We start from the raw sequence: 17,976 nt of genomic DNA on the forward strand, positions 1-17,976 counted from the left end.
AAGCGTCATCGCCAATCAGAGTGTGTGGTCATGGAGTCAGGTAATAAAGTAGAGGCACTGGCCGCCGGGACTGTTCGAATGAACTCGGCGTTGTTGATAAACAAGCAAGCAGAGGCTGATGCGGCAGAGCGTTTGAAGATTCACGCGGTGAACTCCTTGTTGCCAGCTCGGATACGCGAACTTTTGGTTCGGTATCGCACCTTACAAGAACGCGGATAGCGTTCGATGATTGCTCTTGGTGCGGGATGGGCACCGCCAGCGCTGTTTTGCGAGGTTTGAATTCGCAAGTCGCGATTGCATGGGAAAAACGTGCCAAAGCGGATACACCCGCTATAAATAGGGCTACACAGATCTGTCGAGATCGAGGAGGGGGCATGTATCAACTGTACGGACATCGCAATTCAGGTGCCGCAGCCATCGAGGCAGCGCTGGAGTTATGCCAGATCGCCTATCGCTTTATCGATATCGAAGCCTCGAGCGAAGCCGCCGAGGCACTGGCGCGCCTCAATCCACTGAAGCAGGTGCCGACCCTGCAATTGCCCGATGGCAGTGCGATCACCGAGAGTGTGGCGATTCTGATTCATCTGGGCCTGAGTTTTCCCGAGTCCGGTCTGTTGCCGGCCAAGGCTGCCGATCGCGATCAGGCGATTCGCGGCATGGTCTACATCGCCAGCAATTGCTACGCGGCCATCGGTGTCATCGATTATCCCGAGCGCTGGTTGGTGATGCCGGACGAAGCCTCACGGCAGAACCTGATGGCCGGCGCACGTGAGCGCCTGCACTGGAGCTGGGAAGTGTTTGCCGACCAGTTTTCCGCCGAGTTGTACTTGGACGACGAAACGCCCGGCGCGCTGGACGTGCTGGCGGCCGTGGTGACACGTTGGGCGGGCAGCCGCGAACACCTGCGCCAGAGCCGTCCAGGGTTTTATGCGTGGTTGCAGCGTATTGACAGGCATCCGGTGCTGGCGCCTGTCTTCGCCCGGCATTGGCCGTCCTGATCACCCGATAAACCAAAATGTAGGAGTGAACTCTGTGGTGAGGGGATTTATCCCCGATGGACTGCGAAGCGGTCCCGGCTTTTCTGGGGGGGCTTCGCGCCCCATCGGGGATAAATCCCCTCGCCACAGGGCTCACTCCTGTAAGTGGGAAGGGTCTATTCCCCGCGAATGTACTGCTCCAACTGCTTGATCAGTTCCGCCTGCTCGGCAATCGCCTCTTTTACCAGGTCACCGATCGACAGCAGGCCGATCAGTTTGCCGTTCTCCACCACCGGCAAGTGGCGCAGGCGTTTGTCGGACATGATGCCCAGGCAGGTGTCGACGGTCTGGTGGGTGTCCACGGTGATGACGTCCTTGACCATGATGTCGCGCACCGGTGTGCCCACTGACGAGCGCCCGTGCAACACCAGTTTGCGCGCGTAATCACGCTCACTGATGATGCCGACCACTTTGTCATCTTCCATCACCACCAAGGCCCCGACGTTTTTCTCGGCCATTTTCATCAGCGCTTCGAGCACCATGTGACCGGGATCGATATGGTGCACTTCCTGATTTTTCTGATCTTTGAGCTTGAGCAGTTGGGCGACGGTCTTCATGGCGGTTACTCAGGTGTTGTCGTTGTTATTCAAGCATCGTAGACGCTGGCGCGCAGAGCAAGGTGGCAAAGCGGCAGATAGCACGCAAAAAACGTCATTTGCCGGTTTTTCCGGCTCACCTCTAACCCTGTGGCGAGGGAGCTTGCTCCCGCTGGACTGCGTAGCAGGCCCAAACCCTGAGAATTCGGTTTGCCTGATACACCGAATTGCCTGGCTTTGCGACTGCTGCGCAGCCGAGCGGGAGCAAGCTCCCTCGCCACAGGGGATGGGGTTATCTCGGACGATGCCGCGTAGAATGCCTCTCTGATTCAATTCCTGAGGTTGCAGTGGTGGATTTACAGCAGGGCTTCGTCCTGACCCGGCATTGGCGCGATACCCCGGCCGGCACCGAAGTCGAGTTCTGGCTGGCGACCGACGCCGGGCCGCGTCGTGTGCGCCTGGCGTCGCAGACGTCGGTGGCGTTTATCCCTGCCGCACAACGCGAGGCGGCCGAACGCCTGCTGCACGACGAAAAGAACGTCGAACTGCGCCCGCTGGCCCTGCAGGACTTCGAACATCGCCCGGTGCTGGGCCTGTATTGCCAGCAACACGGCCAGTTGATGCGCCTGGAAACCGCGCTGTCCCGCGCCGGTGTCGATGTCTTCGAAGCCGACGTGCGCCCGCCGGAACGCTACCTGATGGAGCGCTTCATCACCGCGCCGGTGCTGTTCAGCGGCACTGCCGATGACAACGGCGTCTTGCTCAATGCCCAACTGAAACCCGACCCCAACTACCGACCGCAACTACGGCTGGTCTCGCTGGATATCGAAACCACCGAAACCGGCGAGCTGTATTCCATTGCCCTCGAAGGCTGCGGCCAGCGTCAGGTGTACATGCTCGGCGCGCCCAACGGTGACGCGAGCATCATCGACTTCGACCTCGAATACTGCGACTCACGCACGCTGATCCTGAAAAAGCTCAACGACTGGTTCGCCCTCCACGACCCCGACGCGATCATCGGCTGGAACGTCGTGCAGTTCGACCTGCGCATCCTTCACGAACACGCGCGACGCCTCGGTGTGCCGTTGAAAATCGGCCGTGGCGGTGAAGAGATGCAGTGGCGCGAACACGGCAGCCGCACGCACTACTTTGCTTCGGCAGCGGGGCGCTTGATCATCGACGGCATCGAATCGCTGCGCTCGGCGACCTGGAGTTTCCCCTCGTTCAGCCTGGAAAACGTCGCGCAGACCCTGCTCGGCGAGGGCAAGGCGATCGATAACCCGTACCAGCGCATGGACGAGATCAACCGCATGTTCGCCGAGGACAAACCGGCGCTGGCCAAGTACAACCTCAAGGACTGCGAGCTGGTGACGCGGATCTTCGCCAAGACCGAACTGCTGACGTTTCTCCTTGAACGCGCCAGCGTCACCGGGCTGCCGGCGGATCGCAGCGGCGGCTCGGTAGCGGCGTTCACCCATTTGTACATGCCGCTGATGCACCGTCAGGGTTTCGTTGCGCCGAACCTGGGCACCAATCCGCCACAGGCCAGCCCCGGCGGCTTCGTCATGGACTCACAGCCGGGGCTGTACGAGTCGGTGCTGGTGCTCGATTACAAGAGCCTGTATCCGTCGATCATCCGCACTTTTCTGATTGACCCGGTGGGACTGATCGAAGGCCTGCAACACCCGGACGATGCCGATTCGGTGCCGGGTTTTCGCGGCGCACGGTTTTCGCGCACCCGGCATTGCCTGCCGTCGATTGTCGCGCGGGTCGCCGAGGGCCGCGAGACCGCCAAGCGCGAGCACAACGCGCCGTTGTCGCAAGCGCTGAAGATCATCATGAACGCCTTCTACGGCGTGCTCGGCTCCAGTGGTTGCCGATTTTTCGATACGCGCCTGGCATCGTCGATCACTCTGCGCGGCCACGAGATCATGTTGCGCACCCGCCAGCTCATCGAAGCGCAGGGCCACGCGGTGATCTATGGCGACACCGACTCGACTTTCGTCTGGCTGCGTCGTGCGCACGGGCAGGAGGAAGCGGCGCAGATCGGTCAGGCGCTGGTCAAGCACGTCAACGACTGGTGGCGCGAGCATGTGCGTGAGGAATACGGCCTGCAAAGTGCTCTCGAATTGCAGTACGAAACCCACTACAAACGTTTTCTGATGCCGACCATTCGCGGCGCCGAGGAGGGCAGCAAAAAGCGCTACGCCGGACTGGTGACGCGCGCCGATGGCAGTGACGAAATGGTCTACAAGGGCCTGGAAACCGTGCGCACCGACTGGTCGCTGCTGGCTCGGCAGTTCCAGCAGGAACTCTACGAGCGGATCTTCCAGCGCAAGCCGTATCAGGATTACGTGCGCGATTACGTACGCAAGACCCTGGCCGGCGAATTCGATGAACGACTGGTCTACCGCAAACGCCTGCGCCGCACCCTCGACGACTACGAACGCAACGTGCCGCCGCATGTGCGTGCGGCGCGGCTGGCCGACGATTACAACGCGCAGCAGGGTCGCCCGCGGCAGTACCAGAACGGCGGCTGGATCAGTTACGTGATCACCTTGGCCGGGCCGGAACCGCTGGAAGTGCGCCGCGCGGCGATCGACTACGACCACTACATCAGCCGCCAGCTGCAGCCGGTAGCCGATGCGATTCTGCCGTTCGTCGACGACGATTTCTCAACCTTGATCGGGGGGCAACTGGGCCTGTTTTGAGTCCAGCAGCTGCAGGGTCCATTCATCGAGGATGCCGTGGAAGTAGCGCTCCAGTGCCTGAGCGAACGGGCAATCTTCGGTGCTGAACTGCGCAAACAGGGTCATCGAGGAGTGGAATTTTAGGTCATTCGGGTGGCCAAAAATCTCGGCAATCGAGCGCTGGCGGATGTTCAGTACCAGCTGCGTGCAGGTGCGCAGCCGCGCACCGAGCAGGTCGTGGGTCAGATAGGCCCGCGCTTCTTCGGCGGATTGAATGGCGTAACGCCGGGACATCTCGCTGCCACCCAGCCCGGCGAACTGCGGAAACACAAACCACATCCAGTGGCTGCGCTTGCGACCCTCACCGAGTTCACGCTGAACCCGTTCGAACACCGGGTCCTGCGCCTGGACGAAACGCTGCAGATTGAACGGGTCATGCTGATCAGTGCTTCTCATGACGAAGCCCTCGCCAGCGCCCAGCGACTCAGACCATCGCCAGCCGCTGCTTGCGTTGTGGCGCTTTGAATACCTGGTCCAGCGCCGCCAGATCCCCGGCATCCAGTTGCAACTGCGCCGCTTGTGCATTGAGTTGCACGTGTTCTGGTCGCACAGCCTTGGGAATCGCAATCACACCATCCTGACGCAGAATCCACGCCAGTGAAACCTGTGCCGGGGTCACGTTGTGACGAGCGGCAATCTTGTTCAGTACCGGTTCAGCCAGCATCGCGCCGCCCTGGCCGATCGGGCAGTACGCCATCAACGGCATACGCTCTTGTTGGCACCATGGCAGCAAGTCGAATTCGACGCCGCGTTCTTCCAGGTTGTACAGCACCTGATTGGTGGCGCAGGCCGGATTGGACAGTTCTTCGAGGTCATCGACGTCGAAATTCGACACGCCCCAACGGCCGATCTTGCCGTCCTCGCGCAGGCGTTCGAAGGCTTCGACGGTTTCTTCCAGCGGATACTGGCCGCGCCAATGCAGCAGATAGAGGTCGATGTAATCGGTATCGAGCCGGCGCAGGCTGCGATCGCAGGCTTGCGGGATGCCTGTGCGGCTGGCGTTGTGCGGGTAGACCTTGCTCACCAGAAATACCTGATCACGCAGACCGGCAATGGCTTCGCCGACCACGCTTTCGGCACCGCCCTCGGCGTACATTTCCGCCGTGTCGATCAGAGTCATGCCGAGTTCGATGCCTTGGCGCAGCGCGGACACTTCACGCGGGTGCGCCGAGCGATCTTCGCCCATGCGCCAGGTGCCCTGGCCGATCACTGGAACCTGCACGCCTGCCAGTTCAAGGGTACGCATTCAAACCTCCTGTGCTGATGGTCATACCTTAGTGGGCAGCAGGATAGCGCAGGGGTTCCAATGGAGGTCGATGAACCTGTGGCGAGGGGATTTATCCCCGATGGGCGCGTAGCGCCCCCAAGAAGTAGGGTTGCTGCGCAATCCATCGGGGATAAATCCCCTCACCACAAGACCGGTGTTACTTAGCGGAGAACTTCAGGACTACGCTGTGGTTGTAAGTCTGCCCCGGATCCAGCCGCGTGCTCGGGAAGTCCGGCTGATTCGGCGCATCCGGATAGTGCTGGGTCTCCAGGGTAAACGCACCCCAGTGCGGATAAACCTTGCCACCCTTACCCTTGACCGTGCCGTCGAGGAAGTTACTGGTATAGAACTGCACACCAGGCTCGCTGGTGAACAACTGCAAATGCCGCCCTGACTGCGGATCGCTGACCTCGGCGGCGACTTTGCTCACATCGCCTTTTGTATCCAGCACCCAGTTGAAATCGAAGCCACCCTGTTTCGGCTCGGCGAATTTCAGCTGCGGGTGATCGGCCTTGATGTGCGTACCAATGGCGGTGGGTTTGGTGAAGTCCATTGGTGTGCCGGCCACTGGCGCCAGTTCGCCGGTCGGGATCAGTTTGCCGGTGACCGGGGTGTAATGGCTGGCGTGCAAGGTGGCCACCTGCTTGAGGATGTCGCCATTGCCGGCACCGGCGAGGTTGAAGTAGCTGTGGTTGGTCAGGTTGAGCACGGTCGGTTTATCGGTGCTGGCCTTATAGTCGATGCGCAACTCGTTGCTGTCGGTCAGGCGATAGGTCACCTGCGTTGTGAGATTGCCGGGGAAGCCCATTTCACCGTCTGCCGACAGATAGGTGAGGGTCACGCCGACGGAATCCTTGTCCTTGGTTTCCTGCGCTTTCCAGACCTTCTTGTCGAAACCCTGAGTACCGCCATGCAAGGCGTTGGACTTGTCGTTCTGCGGCACCTGATAGCGCTTGCCGTCGAGTTCGAACGCGCCGTCCGCGAGGCGATTGCCGAAACGGCCGATGGTCGCGCCGAAATACGCCGTGCCTTTCTGGTAACCCTGGACATCGTCGAAACCCAGCACCACATCGGCGGCTTTGCCGTGTTTGTCCGGCACCAGCAGCGATTGCAGGGTGGCACCGTAGGTGATAACGGTCGCCTGCATGCCGTGGCTGTTGCGCAGGATGTATTGCTCGACGGGCGTGCCGTCATTGGTTTTGCCAAAGGCTTTGTGTTCGGCGGTCAGGCCCGCCGCGTTGGCGGAGAGGGTGGCGATCATCAGGGACAGTCCGAGGCCGGAGAGCAGGTGACGTGATTGAAGCATGGTTGACCTTCCTTTTTGTTGTTGTTTTCAAAACAGGGTAATAGTCATGCTAATTGTGAGTTGAGTCAGAATTTATAGCCGGTTAAAGGTTTAGTGCAAATATAAAGTCATACTAAATAGTTGCCGAAGGTCGGGAAATCGTGCCAGCGCTGCACTTTTCCGGATTCGGCGGCTCTATCCATGGCCAGGATGCGGCGACGCCCGCCGCACAGGAATGTGCCCGTTCGAGAATTCATGCCGAGAGTTTTTCACCCGATCGCCCGATTTTTTCGCCGCCCGTGCCTGCTGCTGGCCTGTCTGTCATCGCTGTTTGTCAGCGGTTGCACGCACCAGACCGGCAACGGTTTCATCGCTCAGATGCGTGACGGTCAACCGCAGGAATTCCTGCAGACCAGCGTCGATCGCATGGCCACGTTGGCGATGCGCGACAACCTCAACAGCCTTTATCGCCTGATGGGCAAGCTGTATTTGCGCAACCCGGAAGAACTGCGCAAGTCGGGCTTCCTCGACATCAACACCGCCGTTAAACAGGTGCGCCTGGCCGTCGAACAGCAGCAACCGTTACCGGTGTTGGGCGGGCGCAAAGATCTGGCGGCGCTCAGCTATGCGATGAGTCCGGAGTTTCTCGGGGATCGGGTCGGCGCCTTCATCTATGCCATCGGCAGCATGCTGGTCACCGCCCACGGCAATCGCATCGAGTTCTACATGACCGATGCAATCAACCCGACCTTCGTCCACAACGCCGCGCGCAACATCGAGAAAGCCACGTGGATTCTGGCCCAGCGCCAGAACAAGGAAGGCCAGCCGCTGCTGTTCTCCAATGAAATCTCGGAGGAGGGCAGCAACCTGAGTTTCGCCACCGAGTTCGGCAAGATCGTCGCGCGGCTCGACCTGCTGGCGCAGATGCTTGATGAGCGCTACCGGCGCATCGGCCTGAACTACGCGCAGAGTCTGCTGTTCCTGAATTTCCTTCCGGTACAGTAAGTGCGGAGATCCAATGTGGGAGCGAGCCTGCTCGCGAAAGCGATCTACCAGGCGCTGAATCTCTGATAGATCCACCGCATTCGCGAGCAGGCTCGCTCCCACATTGATCAAATTGTGCGTGGGATTTTTGTATACAATCCATCGCTACTATTGATCCAAAGGGAGCTGCACCTGTCATGACCGACTCCGCAAGCACCGAATTCAACCGTATCGACCGCGCCACCCGCACAGAAAAACTGCCCTATGCCGCGTTGCTGGCCTTCGCCATGACCGGCTTCATCGCCATCCTCACCGAGACCCTGCCGGCCGGGCTGCTGCCGCAGATCGGCGCCGGGCTTGGGGTCAGCGAAGTGCTCGCCGGGCAACTGGTGACGCTGTATGCACTGGGCTCGATTGTCGCGGCGATTCCGCTGACCGTCGCCACCCGGGGCTGGCCACGGCGGCGGGTACTGCTGATGACGGTCGGTGGCTTCCTGGTGTTCAACACCGTGACTACGTTCTCCAGCCATTACGGCTTGACCTTGGCGTCGCGGTTCTTGGCCGGGATGGCGGCAGGGCTGTCGTGGGGAATCATGGCCGGCTACGCCCGTGGCATCGTGCCGGTGCACCAGCAGGGACGGGCGTTGGCAATCGCCATGCTCGGCACCCCGGTGGCGCTGTCGCTGGGCACCCCGGCGGGAACCTGGCTGGGCAACCTGATCGGTTGGCGCGCTTCGTTCGGGATCATGTCGGCGCTGGCGTTGGTGCTGGCGGCGTGGATTGTGCTGGCGGTGCCGGATCGTCCGGGTCAGGCCAGCGCCGAACGTCTGCCGTTGCTGCAATCGCTGCGTCTGCCGGGCGTACGGCCGGTGCTGTTCGTGGTGCTGACCTGGATGCTTGGGCACAACATTCTCTACACCTACATCGCGCCATTCCTGATGCAGGCCGGGCTGGCCGAGCGCGTCGATCTGGTGCTGCTGGTGTTCGGCCTGTGTTCGCTGATCGGGATCTGGATCATCGGCCTGCTGGTGGACCGCTGGTTGCGCTGGCTGACGCTGATCAGCCTCGTGCTGTTTGCCGTGACCGCACTGGTGCTGGCGCTGATATCCCCGTCGCCGTGGCTGATCTACACCTGCATGGCCGTGTGGGGCCTGTCGTTCGGCGGTTCGGCGACGCTGCTGCTGACAGCCGCGGCGGATTCGGCCGGCGAGCACGTGGACGTGGTGCAAGCGATGCTCACCACCTCCTGGAACGTGGCGATTGCCGGCGGCGGCCTGTTTGGCGGGTTGTTGCTGGATCGGGCGGGCGTGATGTCGTTTCCATGGGCATTGTTGATCCTGTCGCTGATCGCGCTGGCGACGGTGTGGATCAACCGGCATCACAGTTTCAAACCGGGCCGGCGCGTGCATTGATCTACCTGGCACCATAGAACCCCTGTGGGAGCGGGTTTGCTCGCGAAAAGGGCGTGTCAGTCGATATCTACGTGAATGACACACCGCCTTCGCGAGCAAGCCCGCTCCCACTCAGATAAAGGCGGTGTGGCTGGAAGGCATAACGATAGACCGCATCGATATATGTGGTTATATGAAAAATCGCTATGCTGCGGGCCAGATTTTTCCTGTCGTTTTTTCTGGACGTCTTAATGGAATTGGCAAATTTCGGCCTGGTGATTGCCGGGCTGGTGGTGGGTTTTATTGTCGGCATGACCGGTGTCGGCGGCGGTTCGTTGATGACGCCGATCCTGCTGTGGTTCGGCATTAACCCGGCAACAGCGGTGGGCACCGACCTGTTGTACGCGGCCATTACCAAATCCAGTGGCGTGCTGGTGCACAAGAAGAACAACAACATCGACTGGGCGATCACCGGCTGGCTGACCCTCGGCAGCGTGCCAGCAGTCGCCATGACCCTGTGGTTTCTCAGCACCCTGCACACCGCGCCCGAGGCGATGAACGCGATCATCAAACAGGCCTTGGGCTTCGTGCTGTTCGCCACGGCGCTGGCGATTCTGTTCAAGAAGCGCCTGCTCGAATTCGCCCACAAACGCGCGGGCGGCAATTACAACCCGAGCGGCACGCGCCTGAATGTGATGACGGTGATCACCGGGCTGATCCTCGGCACCATGGTCGCCCTGACCTCGATCGGCGCCGGCGCCCTCGGCACGGTCGCGTTGTTCATCCTCTATCCGCTGCTGCCGACCCGGCGTCTGGTCGGCACCGAAATCGCCCACGCCGTGCCGCTGACGCTGGTTGCAGGTCTGGGACATGCGAGCATGGGCAATATGGATTGGGGCGTGTTGGGCTTCCTGCTGATGGGTTCGCTGCCGGGCATCTGGCTTGGCAGTCACCTGACCGGGCGCATTTCCGATGAATTGCTGCGCCCGTGCCTGGCGACCATGCTGCTGTTGATCGGCTATAAACTGGCGTTCTGATGTAGGAGCTGCCGAAGGCTGCGATCTTTTGATCTTCGTTTTTACGATCAAGATCAAAAGATCGCAGCCTGCGGCAGCTCCTACGCTGCGGTATGAAGGATGTTGAATTTCATGACGGTCACCGGCAAATCCTCGTAGACCAGATCCTCGACCACCTCCCAACCCAACCCCGCATACAGCGATTGCGCAGCGTCGGTGTACAGATACAACTCAGTCACTCCCAGCGTCGCCGCCTCGGCGACGATCCTGTTGACCAGTTGCGAAGCAATTCCGCGTCCGCGTTCTTCGGCTTTCACGTAGACGCCCGCCAGCCACGGCGTCAGTTGCGGGCGGATCTTCATGTCGCTGTCGATCAGCAGCGCGCCACCGAGCAATCTGCCGTCTTCAATGGCCACCACCACGCTGGGAACCGCACCCTTGCCGCAGGCCGCGCGCATCCGCTCGGTGCGGGCTGCAAGGGTGTCGCCGTCACGGAATTCGCCCCATTCCTTGAAATTGAGTTCGGCGAGTTCCTCAATCAAATGCGGGTGATCGCACAGGTAGTCGATGTGCATGGGTTGAACTCCATTTCGTGGGCAGAACGACCACCCTAATGCGCTCATAAAAGGTAATCAAATCCGCGTCACGATTATGCCGATGCAGTTGCGCAATGACGTGGCTGACCTAAGCTTCTGACAAGGCGAAACATATTTGCCGGGCACGACCCCGGAACAATCGCCGCGATGCGCAATCATTAGAGCGTGGATATCAAAAGGAGATGCGCATGCTCATCAGGTCACTGACCCTGACACTCTTGCTGGCGATTGCCGGCCCCTTGTTCGCCGCTGACAATGACTCGCCCATAGCCGGGGATATGGGACGGGCCCGACCGTTGATCGTGATCGCCCAAAGCACCGTCGACCCGGTGTGGGTGGGGCTGAAAAAGTCGCTGGAAGATCCGGCGAACAAGAAGGGCGTCGCCGACCGCAACATCAAGGTCTACACCATCCTCAATATGGCCGGCCAGCTCGATGGCAAGGATCTCGGCCAGCAAGACACCATGGCTTTGCTGCGGTCGCTGAAACTCGGTGCCGGCGCGTATCCTAAAGTGTTCCTGCTGGGCAAGGACGGCGAGACCAAACTCTCGGCCTCGGGCGATGAGGCGAAATCGGTGGACCTGAAGAAAATCTTCGACACGGTTGACGCGCTGCCGGCCAGCGAAAAGGAAATCAGCGCACCGACGGTCGCTGAAACCAAGGCCACCGCCGCCGAACCGGCCGCCAAGAAAGGCGAGAAGGGCGCCAAGGCGAGTAAACCGGCGAAACCGAGCAAGCCACCGGAAATGCCGGATGACTGATGGCATGGTCTGAATCAAAAAATGGGCGACCTCTGCAGGTCGCCCATTTTTATTGCCCGCCCAAAAAGATCGCAGCCTGCGGCAGCTCCTACATGGGATCGGTGTAGGAGCTGCCGAAGGCCGCGATCTTTTGATGTTCAGTCGGTCAAAACGCTGAGGATCGTGTGAGCAATCTTCACCCGCTCCGGAATCGGAAAGTTCTTGTTCGCCAGAATCACCACGCCGACATCCTTCGACGGCACAAACGCCACGTAGGTCCCAAAGCCACCGGTAGAGCCGGTCTTGTTGATCAGCACATTTTCCGCCTGCGGTTGTGGCGGGTTGAGCCATTGCACCTTGTGCGGCTGCATGGCCATTTCCGTGCTGTTGCCGGCCAGCAAGCGGTCGAGGCTGATCGGGTAACGGTACATTTCCCAACCCAGGCCCTGGGTCATGTCGCCGACGCTGTAATAACCGGTGTGGGTGTTGGCAATGGCTTGTTGCAGCGGCGTTTCAAGGCTTGCCGGTTTCAGGTTGGCCTGCACGTAACGCAGCATGTCGGCGGCGCTGGTTTTCACGCCGTAGGCTTCTGAATCCATGGCGCCCGGGGTGACGCGCACCGGTTGATTGTTCTTGTCGTAGCCCTGCGCGTACAGGCTCATTTGCGCTTTCGGCACCTGCAGGTAAGTGTGTTGCAGGCCGAGTTTCGGCAGCAGGGTTTCGCTCAGCGCCTGATCATAGGGTTGGCCAAGGGTCTTGGCGGCCAGATAACCGAACAGGCCCAGGCTCGGGTTGGAATACAGACGCTGGCTGCCAGCCGGGAAGCCCGGTTTCCACTGTTGGTAGTAGCCGAGCATCTTCTCCGCCGAATCCCACTGGCCAGGGAATTGCAGCGGCAGGCCGCCGGCGCTATAGGTGCCCAGTTGCAGCACGCTGATGCCATCGAAGGCGCTGCCCTTGAGCTCTGGCCAGATCTGGCTGGCCTTGGTCGACAGGTCCAGTTTGCCCGTCGCCTGCGCATAGCCGGCCAGGGTCGCGGCGAAGGTTTTGCTCACCGAGCCGATTTCGAACAGGGTGTTTTCGCTGACTTTCTGCCCCGTGTCCTTGGCGGCGACGCCGTAATTAAAGTAATGCGGTTGGCCGTTGATGGTGATGGCGACGGCGAGGCCGGGGATGTTCTGCTGCTGCATCACCGGGGTGACGGCTTTGTTCACCAGCGCTTGCAGTTGCTCGTCGCCGGGTGTGGCGGCCATGCAAGCGGTGGCGCCGAAAAACAGGCCGAAAGCGCTGCAGGAAATGAATTTGCTCGGGGTGATGAAGGACATGAGTGAACCACTCTCCATGAGTGTTGAGGGTGATATCCCGCTACACTGCGGGCGATTTTGTTGTTGGGCAGCTGATCAGCGCCGACAATTTAGGCAGTCTGGCACTCGTCGACAAACGATGATATTTCGGATGAGCCATTAGAAAAATTTGGGACCAGGCATGATTCGACCTCAACTGCCGCTCAATGCACTGCGCGCGTTCGAAGCCTCGGCGCGGCATCTGAGCTTTACCCGTGCCGCCGTGGAGCTGTGCGTGACTCAGGCGGCGGTGAGCCATCAGGTGAAAAGCCTCGAAGCGCAACTCAACGTCACCCTGTTCAAACGCCTGCCCCGCGGGCTGATGCTGACCAGTGAAGGGGAAACCCTGTTGCCGGTTTTGACCACGTCGTTCGATCATATCGCGCAGATGCTCGAGCGGCTGGCCGGCGGTCAGTATCGGGAAATGTTGACCGTGGGTGCCGTCGGAACCTTTGCGGTCGGTTGGTTGCTGCCACGGCTGGCAGACTTTCAGGCGAAACATCCGCTCATAGATTTGCGACTGTCGACTCACAACAACCGGGTCGACGTCGCCGCCGAGGGGCTGGATTACGCGATTCGTTTTGGCGCCGGGGCGTGGCACGGCATCGAGGCAACGCGTCTGCTGGATGCGCCACTGTCGGTGTTGTGCGTGCCGGAAATTGCCCGGCAGTTGCATACCCCGGGCGATCTGCTGCAACAGCGCTTGCTGCGTTCCTATCGCACCGATGAATGGCCGGAATGGTTTCACGCCGCCGGCCTGGCGACCCACGCGGCGCCGCCGCAAAGCATTGTGTTCGACTCATCGCTGGCGATGATGGAGGCCGCGCTGCAGGGCAGCGGGGTGGCGTTGGCACCGCCGCTGATGTTCGCCCGGCAACTGGCGGCGGACGTGATTCGTCAGCCGTTTGCGATTGAAATCACCACCGGCAGTTATTGGCTGACGCGCTTGCAGTCACGGCCGGAGACGGCGGCGATGACGGCGTTCAAAAACTGGCTGCTGCAAATCTCTGCCTGACACAAATCCCCTCCTGTGGGAGCGGGCTTGCTCGCGAAGGCGGTGTGTCAGTCAACTCAAATATCGACTGACACGCCGCCTTCGCGAGCAAGCCCGCTCCCACAGGGGACAGTGGTGGACTGCAGATCAGAATTCAGCGCACCAGACACGGCCGCTTGTTATCGAACGTCCACCCCGGTATCAAAAACTGCATCGCCACGCTGTCATCCCGCGCGCCGAGGCCCATGCCTTTGTACAGTTCGTGGGCCTTGGCCAATTGATCCATGTCCAGTTCCACCCCCAGCCCAGGTTTGTGCGGCACTTGCACGCAACCGTCGACGATTTGCAGCGGTGCCTTGGTCAGACGCTGGCCGTCCTGCCAGATCCAGTGCGTGTCGATGGCGGTGATGTCGCCCGGTGCCGCTGCCGCGACATGGGTAAACATCGCCAGCGAGATATCGAAGTGGTTGTTGGAGTGTGAGCCCCAGGTCAAGCCCCACTCATGGCACAACTGCGCGACACGTACCGAGCCTTGCATGGTCCAGAAGTGCGGGTCGGCCAACGGAATGTCCACCGACTGCAACTGAATGGCGTGGCCCATCTCGCGCCAGTCGGTGGCGATCATGTTGGTCGCCGTCTTCAGTCCGGTTGCGCGGCGGAACTCGGCCATGACTTCGCGCCCCGAGTAACCGTTTTCCGCACCGCACGGGTCTTCGGCGTAAGCCAGCACCTTATGTTGATCGCGGCACAGGCGGATCGCTTCTTTCAGTGACCAGGCGCCGTTCGGATCAAGCGTAATACGCGCCTCGGGAAAGCGTTCGGCCAGTGCCGTCACGGCTTCGATTTCCGCGTCGCCGCTAAGCACGCCGCCCTTGAGTTTGAAGTCCTGGAAACCGTATTTCGCCTGCGCCGCTTCAGCCAGGCGCACCACCGCTTCGGCGCTCATGGCCTTCTCGTGACGCACGCGGAACCAGTCGTTATCGGTGTCCGGTTCGCTGCGGTAGGCGAGGTTGGTCTCGCGTTGATCGCCGACATAAAACAGATAACCGAGCATCTTCACTTGGTCGCGTTGCTGGCCTTCGCCGAGCAACGCCGCGACCGGCACGTCGAGGTGTTGCCCGAGCAGGTCGAGCAGGGCGGCTTCGAGTCCGGTGACCGCGTGGATGGTGATGCGCAGGTCGAACGTCTGCAGGCCACGGCCGCCGGCGTCACGCTCGGCGAAGGTCTGGCGCACCTGATTGAGGATCTTCTGATAGTTGCCGATTGTGCTGCCGAGCACCAGGCTGCGGGCGTCCTCCAGCGTCTGGCGGATGCGCTCGCCACCGGGCACTTCACCGACGCCAGTGTGGCCGGCGTTGTCCTTGAGGATGACGATATTGCGGGTGAAAAATGGCCCGTGGGCGCCGCTCAAGTTGAGCAGCATGCCGTCGTGGCCGGCCACTGGAATCACCTGCATGTCAGTGATGATTGGCGCTTTGGCAGTGTCGTATGCGGTCATGTTTTTTATCCTTGTCAGCATTCTTCAAAACGAAATTCAGGCGTGCTTCGGCGCGGCTTCGGCCACGGCGATGTCAGCAGCGGGTTTCGGGGTGGTGCGTGCAGCGAAGACGATGACCGCGGCGATGATCGAGGTCGCGGCCAGGCCATAGAGGCCGCCCTGAATCGAGCCGGTGTGTTCTTCGAGCAGGCCGAAGGTGGTCGGCGCGACGAAGCCGCCGAGGTTGCCCACTGAATTGATCAACGCAATTACTGCCGCGGCGATCCGTGCATCCAGATAGGCCTGCGGAATCGGCCAAAACAACGATGAGGCGGACTTGAAGCCCAGCGCGGCAAAACAGATCGCGACAAAGGCGAAGATCGGCCCGCCGGTGGTGGACATGAACATCCCTGCTGCGGCGATCAACAACGCGGTGGCGACCCAGGCTTGCTGGTGCTTCCACTTGGCCGAGAAAGCGGCGAAGGCGTACATGCCGACGATCGACAGCAACCACGGGATCGAGTTGAACAGCCCGACCTGGAAGTCACTCATCTCACCCATTTTCTTGATGATGCTCGGCAGCCAGAACGTCGCGGCGTAGATGGTCAGTTGAATGAAAAAGTAGATCAGGCAGAACAGGATGATTTGCCGGTCCTTGAGCAGTTTGCCCATCGATGGGCGGATCGGCGTCGCGGCTTCGCGGGCCTTCTGTTCATCGTCGATGGCGCTGACCAGTGCGTCCTGTTCGGCGCGGGTCAGCCATTTCGCGTCATGCGGTTTGGCGTCGAGCCAAAACCACACAAACACGCACAGCCCCACGGAAAACATGCCCTCGATGAAGTACATCCATTGCCAGCCGTGCATGCCCAGGCCGTTGATCTGCAAGAGCAGGCCGGACAGCGGGCCGGAGATCAGCGAGGCGACTGCCGACCCGCTGAGGAAAATCGCGATCGCCTTGCCGCGTTCGGCGCCGGGTAGCCAGCGCGTGAAGTAGTAGATCACCCCGGGAAAGAACCCGGCCTCGGCCACGCCGAGCAGAAAGCGCAGGATGTAAAAGTGCGTTTCGTTCTGGATGAACGCCATGCCGGCGGCGACCAGGCCCCAGGTAAGCATGATGCGGGTCAGCCAGATACGCGCGCCGACTTTCTGCAAAAGCATGTTGGACGGCACTTCGAACAGCGCGTAACCGATGAAGAACAAACCGGCACCGAAGCCGTAGGCGGCAGCCCCGATGCCCAGATCATGTTCCATGTGAGTGCGGACGAAACCGATGTTCACCCGGTCAATGTAGTTGACGATGAACATGATCACGAAGAGCGGCAGGACGTGGCGTTTCACTTTCGAGATGGCGGACGCGAGTGTCGAATCGACGCCCTCGTTCATCCCGGAGACGGAGGTTTTCACTTGGTTTTCTCCCACTGATTATTTTTATGCGGGGTAGGGCTGGGTGTTGCGTTGTTGATAGACATCATACAACTTGATTTTTTTGTCCTACAAGTGGGGTGCAGCGATTAAATTTGTCTGGTGAACAAATTCTTTATTTCTTTTTGGTGTTTTTCCCCGTTTTTATTGGTTTTAATCGCGGCCGTCAGACGCGCCTCTTGGGTTCAAGATCCAAATGTCCAAACAGGGCGTAGCGTTTGGTTGTTGCGTTTTTTTCGTTTTATTGAGTGTTGTCATACAAGTTGAAAGTGGTTTCGGCGCTAAAATCGACTCGTCAGCCATCACGCAGTGCTACGATCGGCAAGCCCCGAAGACCGGAACCGAACATGCAAGAAGACCTCGACGCCCCCGCGCCCAAACGTGCGCACAACCTCGCACACGATCTGGTGGAAAAACTCACCCAGAGCATCCTGCTCGGCCGGCTGTCGCCCGGCGACAAGCTGCCGTCGGAGAACGCCATCGTTCAGGAACACCGCGTCAGTCGCACGGTCGTGCGCGAGGCGATTTCCAAGTTGCAGGCGTCGGGGCTGGTGGAGACGCGGCACGGCATCGGCACGTTCGTCATCGAGCGCGTCGCGGAGCAGGGCTTGCGCCTGAATGTCGACACCGCGCTCGGCGTGCGCAGCATTCTTGAATTGCGCATGGGCTTGGAGACCCAGGCTGCCGCGTTGGCCGCGCAACGGCGCAGCGAGCAGCAACTGCTGCAGATGCGCCAAGCGCTGGATGACTATCAGCGTCTGCTGGACAGCAATGACAGTTGTGTTGAAGCCGACCGACGTTTTCACCTGCTGATCGCCGAAGCCACCGGCAACGTCTGCTTCAGCGAAATCATGCAGCACCTGGGCAGCGCGATGATTCCACGTCAGCGGCTCAATGCCGCCGAGCGTGGCGCGGCGGATCTGAGCAAGCTGGGGCAGTTGGCCCATCTGGAGCACGAAGCGATCCTGAATGCGATCAAGCGGCAGGATCCGGACGCGGCGCGCGCGGCCATGTGGCTGCACCTGACCAACAGCCGCGACCGCTTCAGTGCGCAGGGCTGATTGCCGTTGGTCTGCTCGATAGCACCGCCTGCGCAGGCACGCTTCCAAGCTGTATGGCCCGGGTTCTCCGGACCTCC

16 protein-coding genes are annotated in these 17,976 nt (G+C 60.5%); 8 read left to right on the forward strand and 8 right to left on the reverse strand.

Annotated elements, in window-relative coordinates; translation table 11 throughout:
* Positions 1 to 374: 374 nt before the first annotated feature.
* Positions 375 to 998 (forward strand): glutathione S-transferase N-terminal domain-containing protein, encoded by a 624-nt coding sequence (locus H043_RS0123165; protein ID WP_027613874.1) that lies wholly within the window; start codon positions 375 to 377, stop codon positions 996 to 998.
* A gap of 155 nt (positions 999 to 1,153) precedes the next feature.
* Here the strand turns inward: H043_RS0123165 and H043_RS0123170 are convergent, their stop codons facing one another.
* Positions 1,154 to 1,594: a CBS domain-containing protein gene (locus tag H043_RS0123170; protein ID WP_027613875.1), complete on the reverse strand. Its 441-nt coding sequence runs from the start codon at positions 1,592 to 1,594 to the stop codon at positions 1,154 to 1,156.
* A 329-nt stretch (positions 1,595 to 1,923) separates the two neighbouring features.
* Between H043_RS0123170 and H043_RS0123175 the strand changes: the two genes are divergently transcribed.
* On the forward strand, positions 1,924 to 4,284 hold the full coding sequence (locus H043_RS0123175; protein WP_177325659.1) for a DNA polymerase II: 2,361 nt from the start codon (positions 1,924 to 1,926) through the stop codon (positions 4,282 to 4,284).
* Here the strand turns inward: H043_RS0123175 and H043_RS0123180 are convergent.
* From H043_RS0123180 to H043_RS0123190, 3 genes are all read right to left on the reverse strand, one after another.
* Positions 4,249 to 4,719, reverse strand: a complete 471-nt coding sequence (locus H043_RS0123180) for a DUF1810 domain-containing protein (protein WP_027613877.1) — start codon at positions 4,717 to 4,719, stop codon at positions 4,249 to 4,251. The genes H043_RS0123175 and H043_RS0123180 overlap by 36 nt on opposite strands.
* A 28-nt stretch (positions 4,720 to 4,747) precedes the next feature.
* Positions 4,748 to 5,569 (reverse strand): aldo/keto reductase, encoded by an 822-nt coding sequence (locus H043_RS0123185; RefSeq protein WP_027613878.1) that lies wholly within the window; start codon positions 5,567 to 5,569, stop codon positions 4,748 to 4,750.
* Between the two features lie 178 nt (positions 5,570 to 5,747).
* Positions 5,748 to 6,896, reverse strand: coding sequence for an aldose epimerase family protein (locus H043_RS0123190; RefSeq protein WP_027613879.1), 1,149 nt, complete (start codon positions 6,894 to 6,896; stop codon positions 5,748 to 5,750).
* Between the two features lie 234 nt (positions 6,897 to 7,130).
* Between H043_RS0123190 and H043_RS0123195 the strand changes: the two genes are divergently transcribed.
* The 3 genes from H043_RS0123195 (at position 7,131) to H043_RS0123205 (ending at position 10,287) form a co-directional block, all read left to right on the forward strand.
* Positions 7,131 to 7,880 (forward strand): hypothetical protein, encoded by a 750-nt coding sequence (locus H043_RS0123195; protein WP_027613880.1) that lies wholly within the window; start codon positions 7,131 to 7,133, stop codon positions 7,878 to 7,880.
* 176 nt (positions 7,881 to 8,056) lie between these two features.
* Positions 8,057 to 9,271 (forward strand): MFS transporter, encoded by a 1,215-nt coding sequence (locus tag H043_RS0123200; RefSeq protein WP_027613881.1) that lies wholly within the window; start codon positions 8,057 to 8,059, stop codon positions 9,269 to 9,271.
* Between the two features lie 230 nt (positions 9,272 to 9,501).
* Positions 9,502 to 10,287, forward strand: coding sequence for a sulfite exporter TauE/SafE family protein (locus H043_RS0123205; protein WP_027613882.1), 786 nt, complete (start codon positions 9,502 to 9,504; stop codon positions 10,285 to 10,287).
* 80 nt (positions 10,288 to 10,367) lie between these two features.
* Here the strand turns inward: H043_RS0123205 and H043_RS0123210 are convergent, their stop codons facing one another.
* Positions 10,368 to 10,841 carry a GNAT family N-acetyltransferase gene (locus tag H043_RS0123210; RefSeq protein ID WP_027613883.1) on the reverse strand — a complete coding sequence of 158 codons (474 nt, stop codon included), beginning with the start codon at positions 10,839 to 10,841 and terminating at the stop codon, positions 10,368 to 10,370.
* Positions 10,842 to 11,050: 209 nt separating this feature from the next.
* On the opposite strand from H043_RS0123210, the gene H043_RS0123215 reads away from it, so the two are divergent.
* Positions 11,051 to 11,623 (forward strand): DUF4174 domain-containing protein, encoded by a 573-nt coding sequence (locus H043_RS0123215; protein WP_027613884.1) that lies wholly within the window; start codon positions 11,051 to 11,053, stop codon positions 11,621 to 11,623.
* A 137-nt stretch (positions 11,624 to 11,760) separates the two neighbouring features.
* Here H043_RS0123215 and ampC read toward each other — a convergent pair whose 3' ends face one another.
* On the reverse strand, positions 11,761 to 12,927 hold the full coding sequence (gene ampC / locus H043_RS0123220; protein WP_027613885.1) for a class C beta-lactamase: 1,167 nt from the start codon (positions 12,925 to 12,927) through the stop codon (positions 11,761 to 11,763).
* Between the two features lie 160 nt (positions 12,928 to 13,087).
* On the opposite strand from ampC, the gene H043_RS0123225 reads away from it, so the two are divergent.
* Complete coding sequence (locus H043_RS0123225; protein WP_027613886.1) at positions 13,088 to 13,960, forward strand: LysR family transcriptional regulator; 873 nt, start codon at positions 13,088 to 13,090, stop codon at positions 13,958 to 13,960.
* 133 nt (positions 13,961 to 14,093) lie between these two features.
* On the opposite strand, the gene gudD is transcribed toward H043_RS0123225, so the two are convergent.
* Together gudD and H043_RS0123235 are read right to left on the reverse strand one after the other, a co-directional pair.
* The gene (gene gudD / locus H043_RS0123230) at positions 14,094 to 15,437 is read right to left on the reverse strand and encodes a glucarate dehydratase (protein ID WP_027613887.1); all 1,344 of its coding nucleotides are present in this window, start codon (positions 15,435 to 15,437) and stop codon (positions 14,094 to 14,096) included.
* Positions 15,438 to 15,473: 36 nt separating this feature from the next.
* Entirely contained in the window at positions 15,474 to 16,820 is a 1,347-nt protein-coding gene (locus H043_RS0123235; protein WP_027613888.1) for an MFS transporter, read from the reverse strand.
* 365 nt (positions 16,821 to 17,185) lie between these two features.
* Here H043_RS0123235 and H043_RS0123240 point away from each other — a divergent pair, with 365 nt between their 5' ends.
* Positions 17,186 to 17,899 (forward strand): FadR/GntR family transcriptional regulator, encoded by a 714-nt coding sequence (locus tag H043_RS0123240; RefSeq protein ID WP_027613889.1) that lies wholly within the window; start codon positions 17,186 to 17,188, stop codon positions 17,897 to 17,899.
* The last annotated feature ends 77 nt before the right edge of the window (positions 17,900 to 17,976 follow it).

The sequence above is a fragment of the Pseudomonas sp. URIL14HWK12:I6 genome, assembly GCF_000514195.1.
Taxonomy (GTDB): domain Bacteria; phylum Pseudomonadota; class Gammaproteobacteria; order Pseudomonadales; family Pseudomonadaceae; genus Aquipseudomonas; species Aquipseudomonas putida_A.

Bases quoted from the DNA above. Each gene is read 5' to 3' on its own strand.
- H043_RS0123210 (WP_027613883.1), bottom strand. From the start codon at position 10,841: ATGCACATCGACTACCTGTGCGATCACCCGCATTTGATTGAGGAACTC.
- H043_RS0123165 (WP_027613874.1), top strand. From the start codon at position 375: ATGTATCAACTGTACGGACATCGCAATTCAGGTGCCGCAGCCATCGAG.
- H043_RS0123170 (WP_027613875.1), bottom strand. From the start codon at position 1,594: ATGAAGACCGTCGCCCAACTGCTCAAGCTCAAAGATCAGAAAAATCAG.
- H043_RS0123240 (WP_027613889.1), top strand. From the start codon at position 17,186: ATGCAAGAAGACCTCGACGCCCCCGCGCCCAAACGTGCGCACAACCTC.
- H043_RS0123185 (WP_027613878.1), bottom strand. From the start codon at position 5,569: ATGCGTACCCTTGAACTGGCAGGCGTGCAGGTTCCAGTGATCGGCCAG.
- ampC (WP_027613885.1), bottom strand. From the start codon at position 12,927: ATGTCCTTCATCACCCCGAGCAAATTCATTTCCTGCAGCGCTTTCGGC.
- H043_RS0123195 (WP_027613880.1), top strand. From the start codon at position 7,131: ATGCCGAGAGTTTTTCACCCGATCGCCCGATTTTTTCGCCGCCCGTGC.
- H043_RS0123180 (WP_027613877.1), bottom strand. From the start codon at position 4,719: ATGAGAAGCACTGATCAGCATGACCCGTTCAATCTGCAGCGTTTCGTC.
- gudD (WP_027613887.1), bottom strand. From the start codon at position 15,437: ATGACCGCATACGACACTGCCAAAGCGCCAATCATCACTGACATGCAG.
- H043_RS0123225 (WP_027613886.1), top strand. From the start codon at position 13,088: ATGATTCGACCTCAACTGCCGCTCAATGCACTGCGCGCGTTCGAAGCC.
- H043_RS0123190 (WP_027613879.1), bottom strand. From the start codon at position 6,896: ATGCTTCAATCACGTCACCTGCTCTCCGGCCTCGGACTGTCCCTGATG.
- H043_RS0123200 (WP_027613881.1), top strand. From the start codon at position 8,057: ATGACCGACTCCGCAAGCACCGAATTCAACCGTATCGACCGCGCCACC.
- H043_RS0123215 (WP_027613884.1), top strand. From the start codon at position 11,051: ATGCTCATCAGGTCACTGACCCTGACACTCTTGCTGGCGATTGCCGGC.
- H043_RS0123205 (WP_027613882.1), top strand. From the start codon at position 9,502: ATGGAATTGGCAAATTTCGGCCTGGTGATTGCCGGGCTGGTGGTGGGT.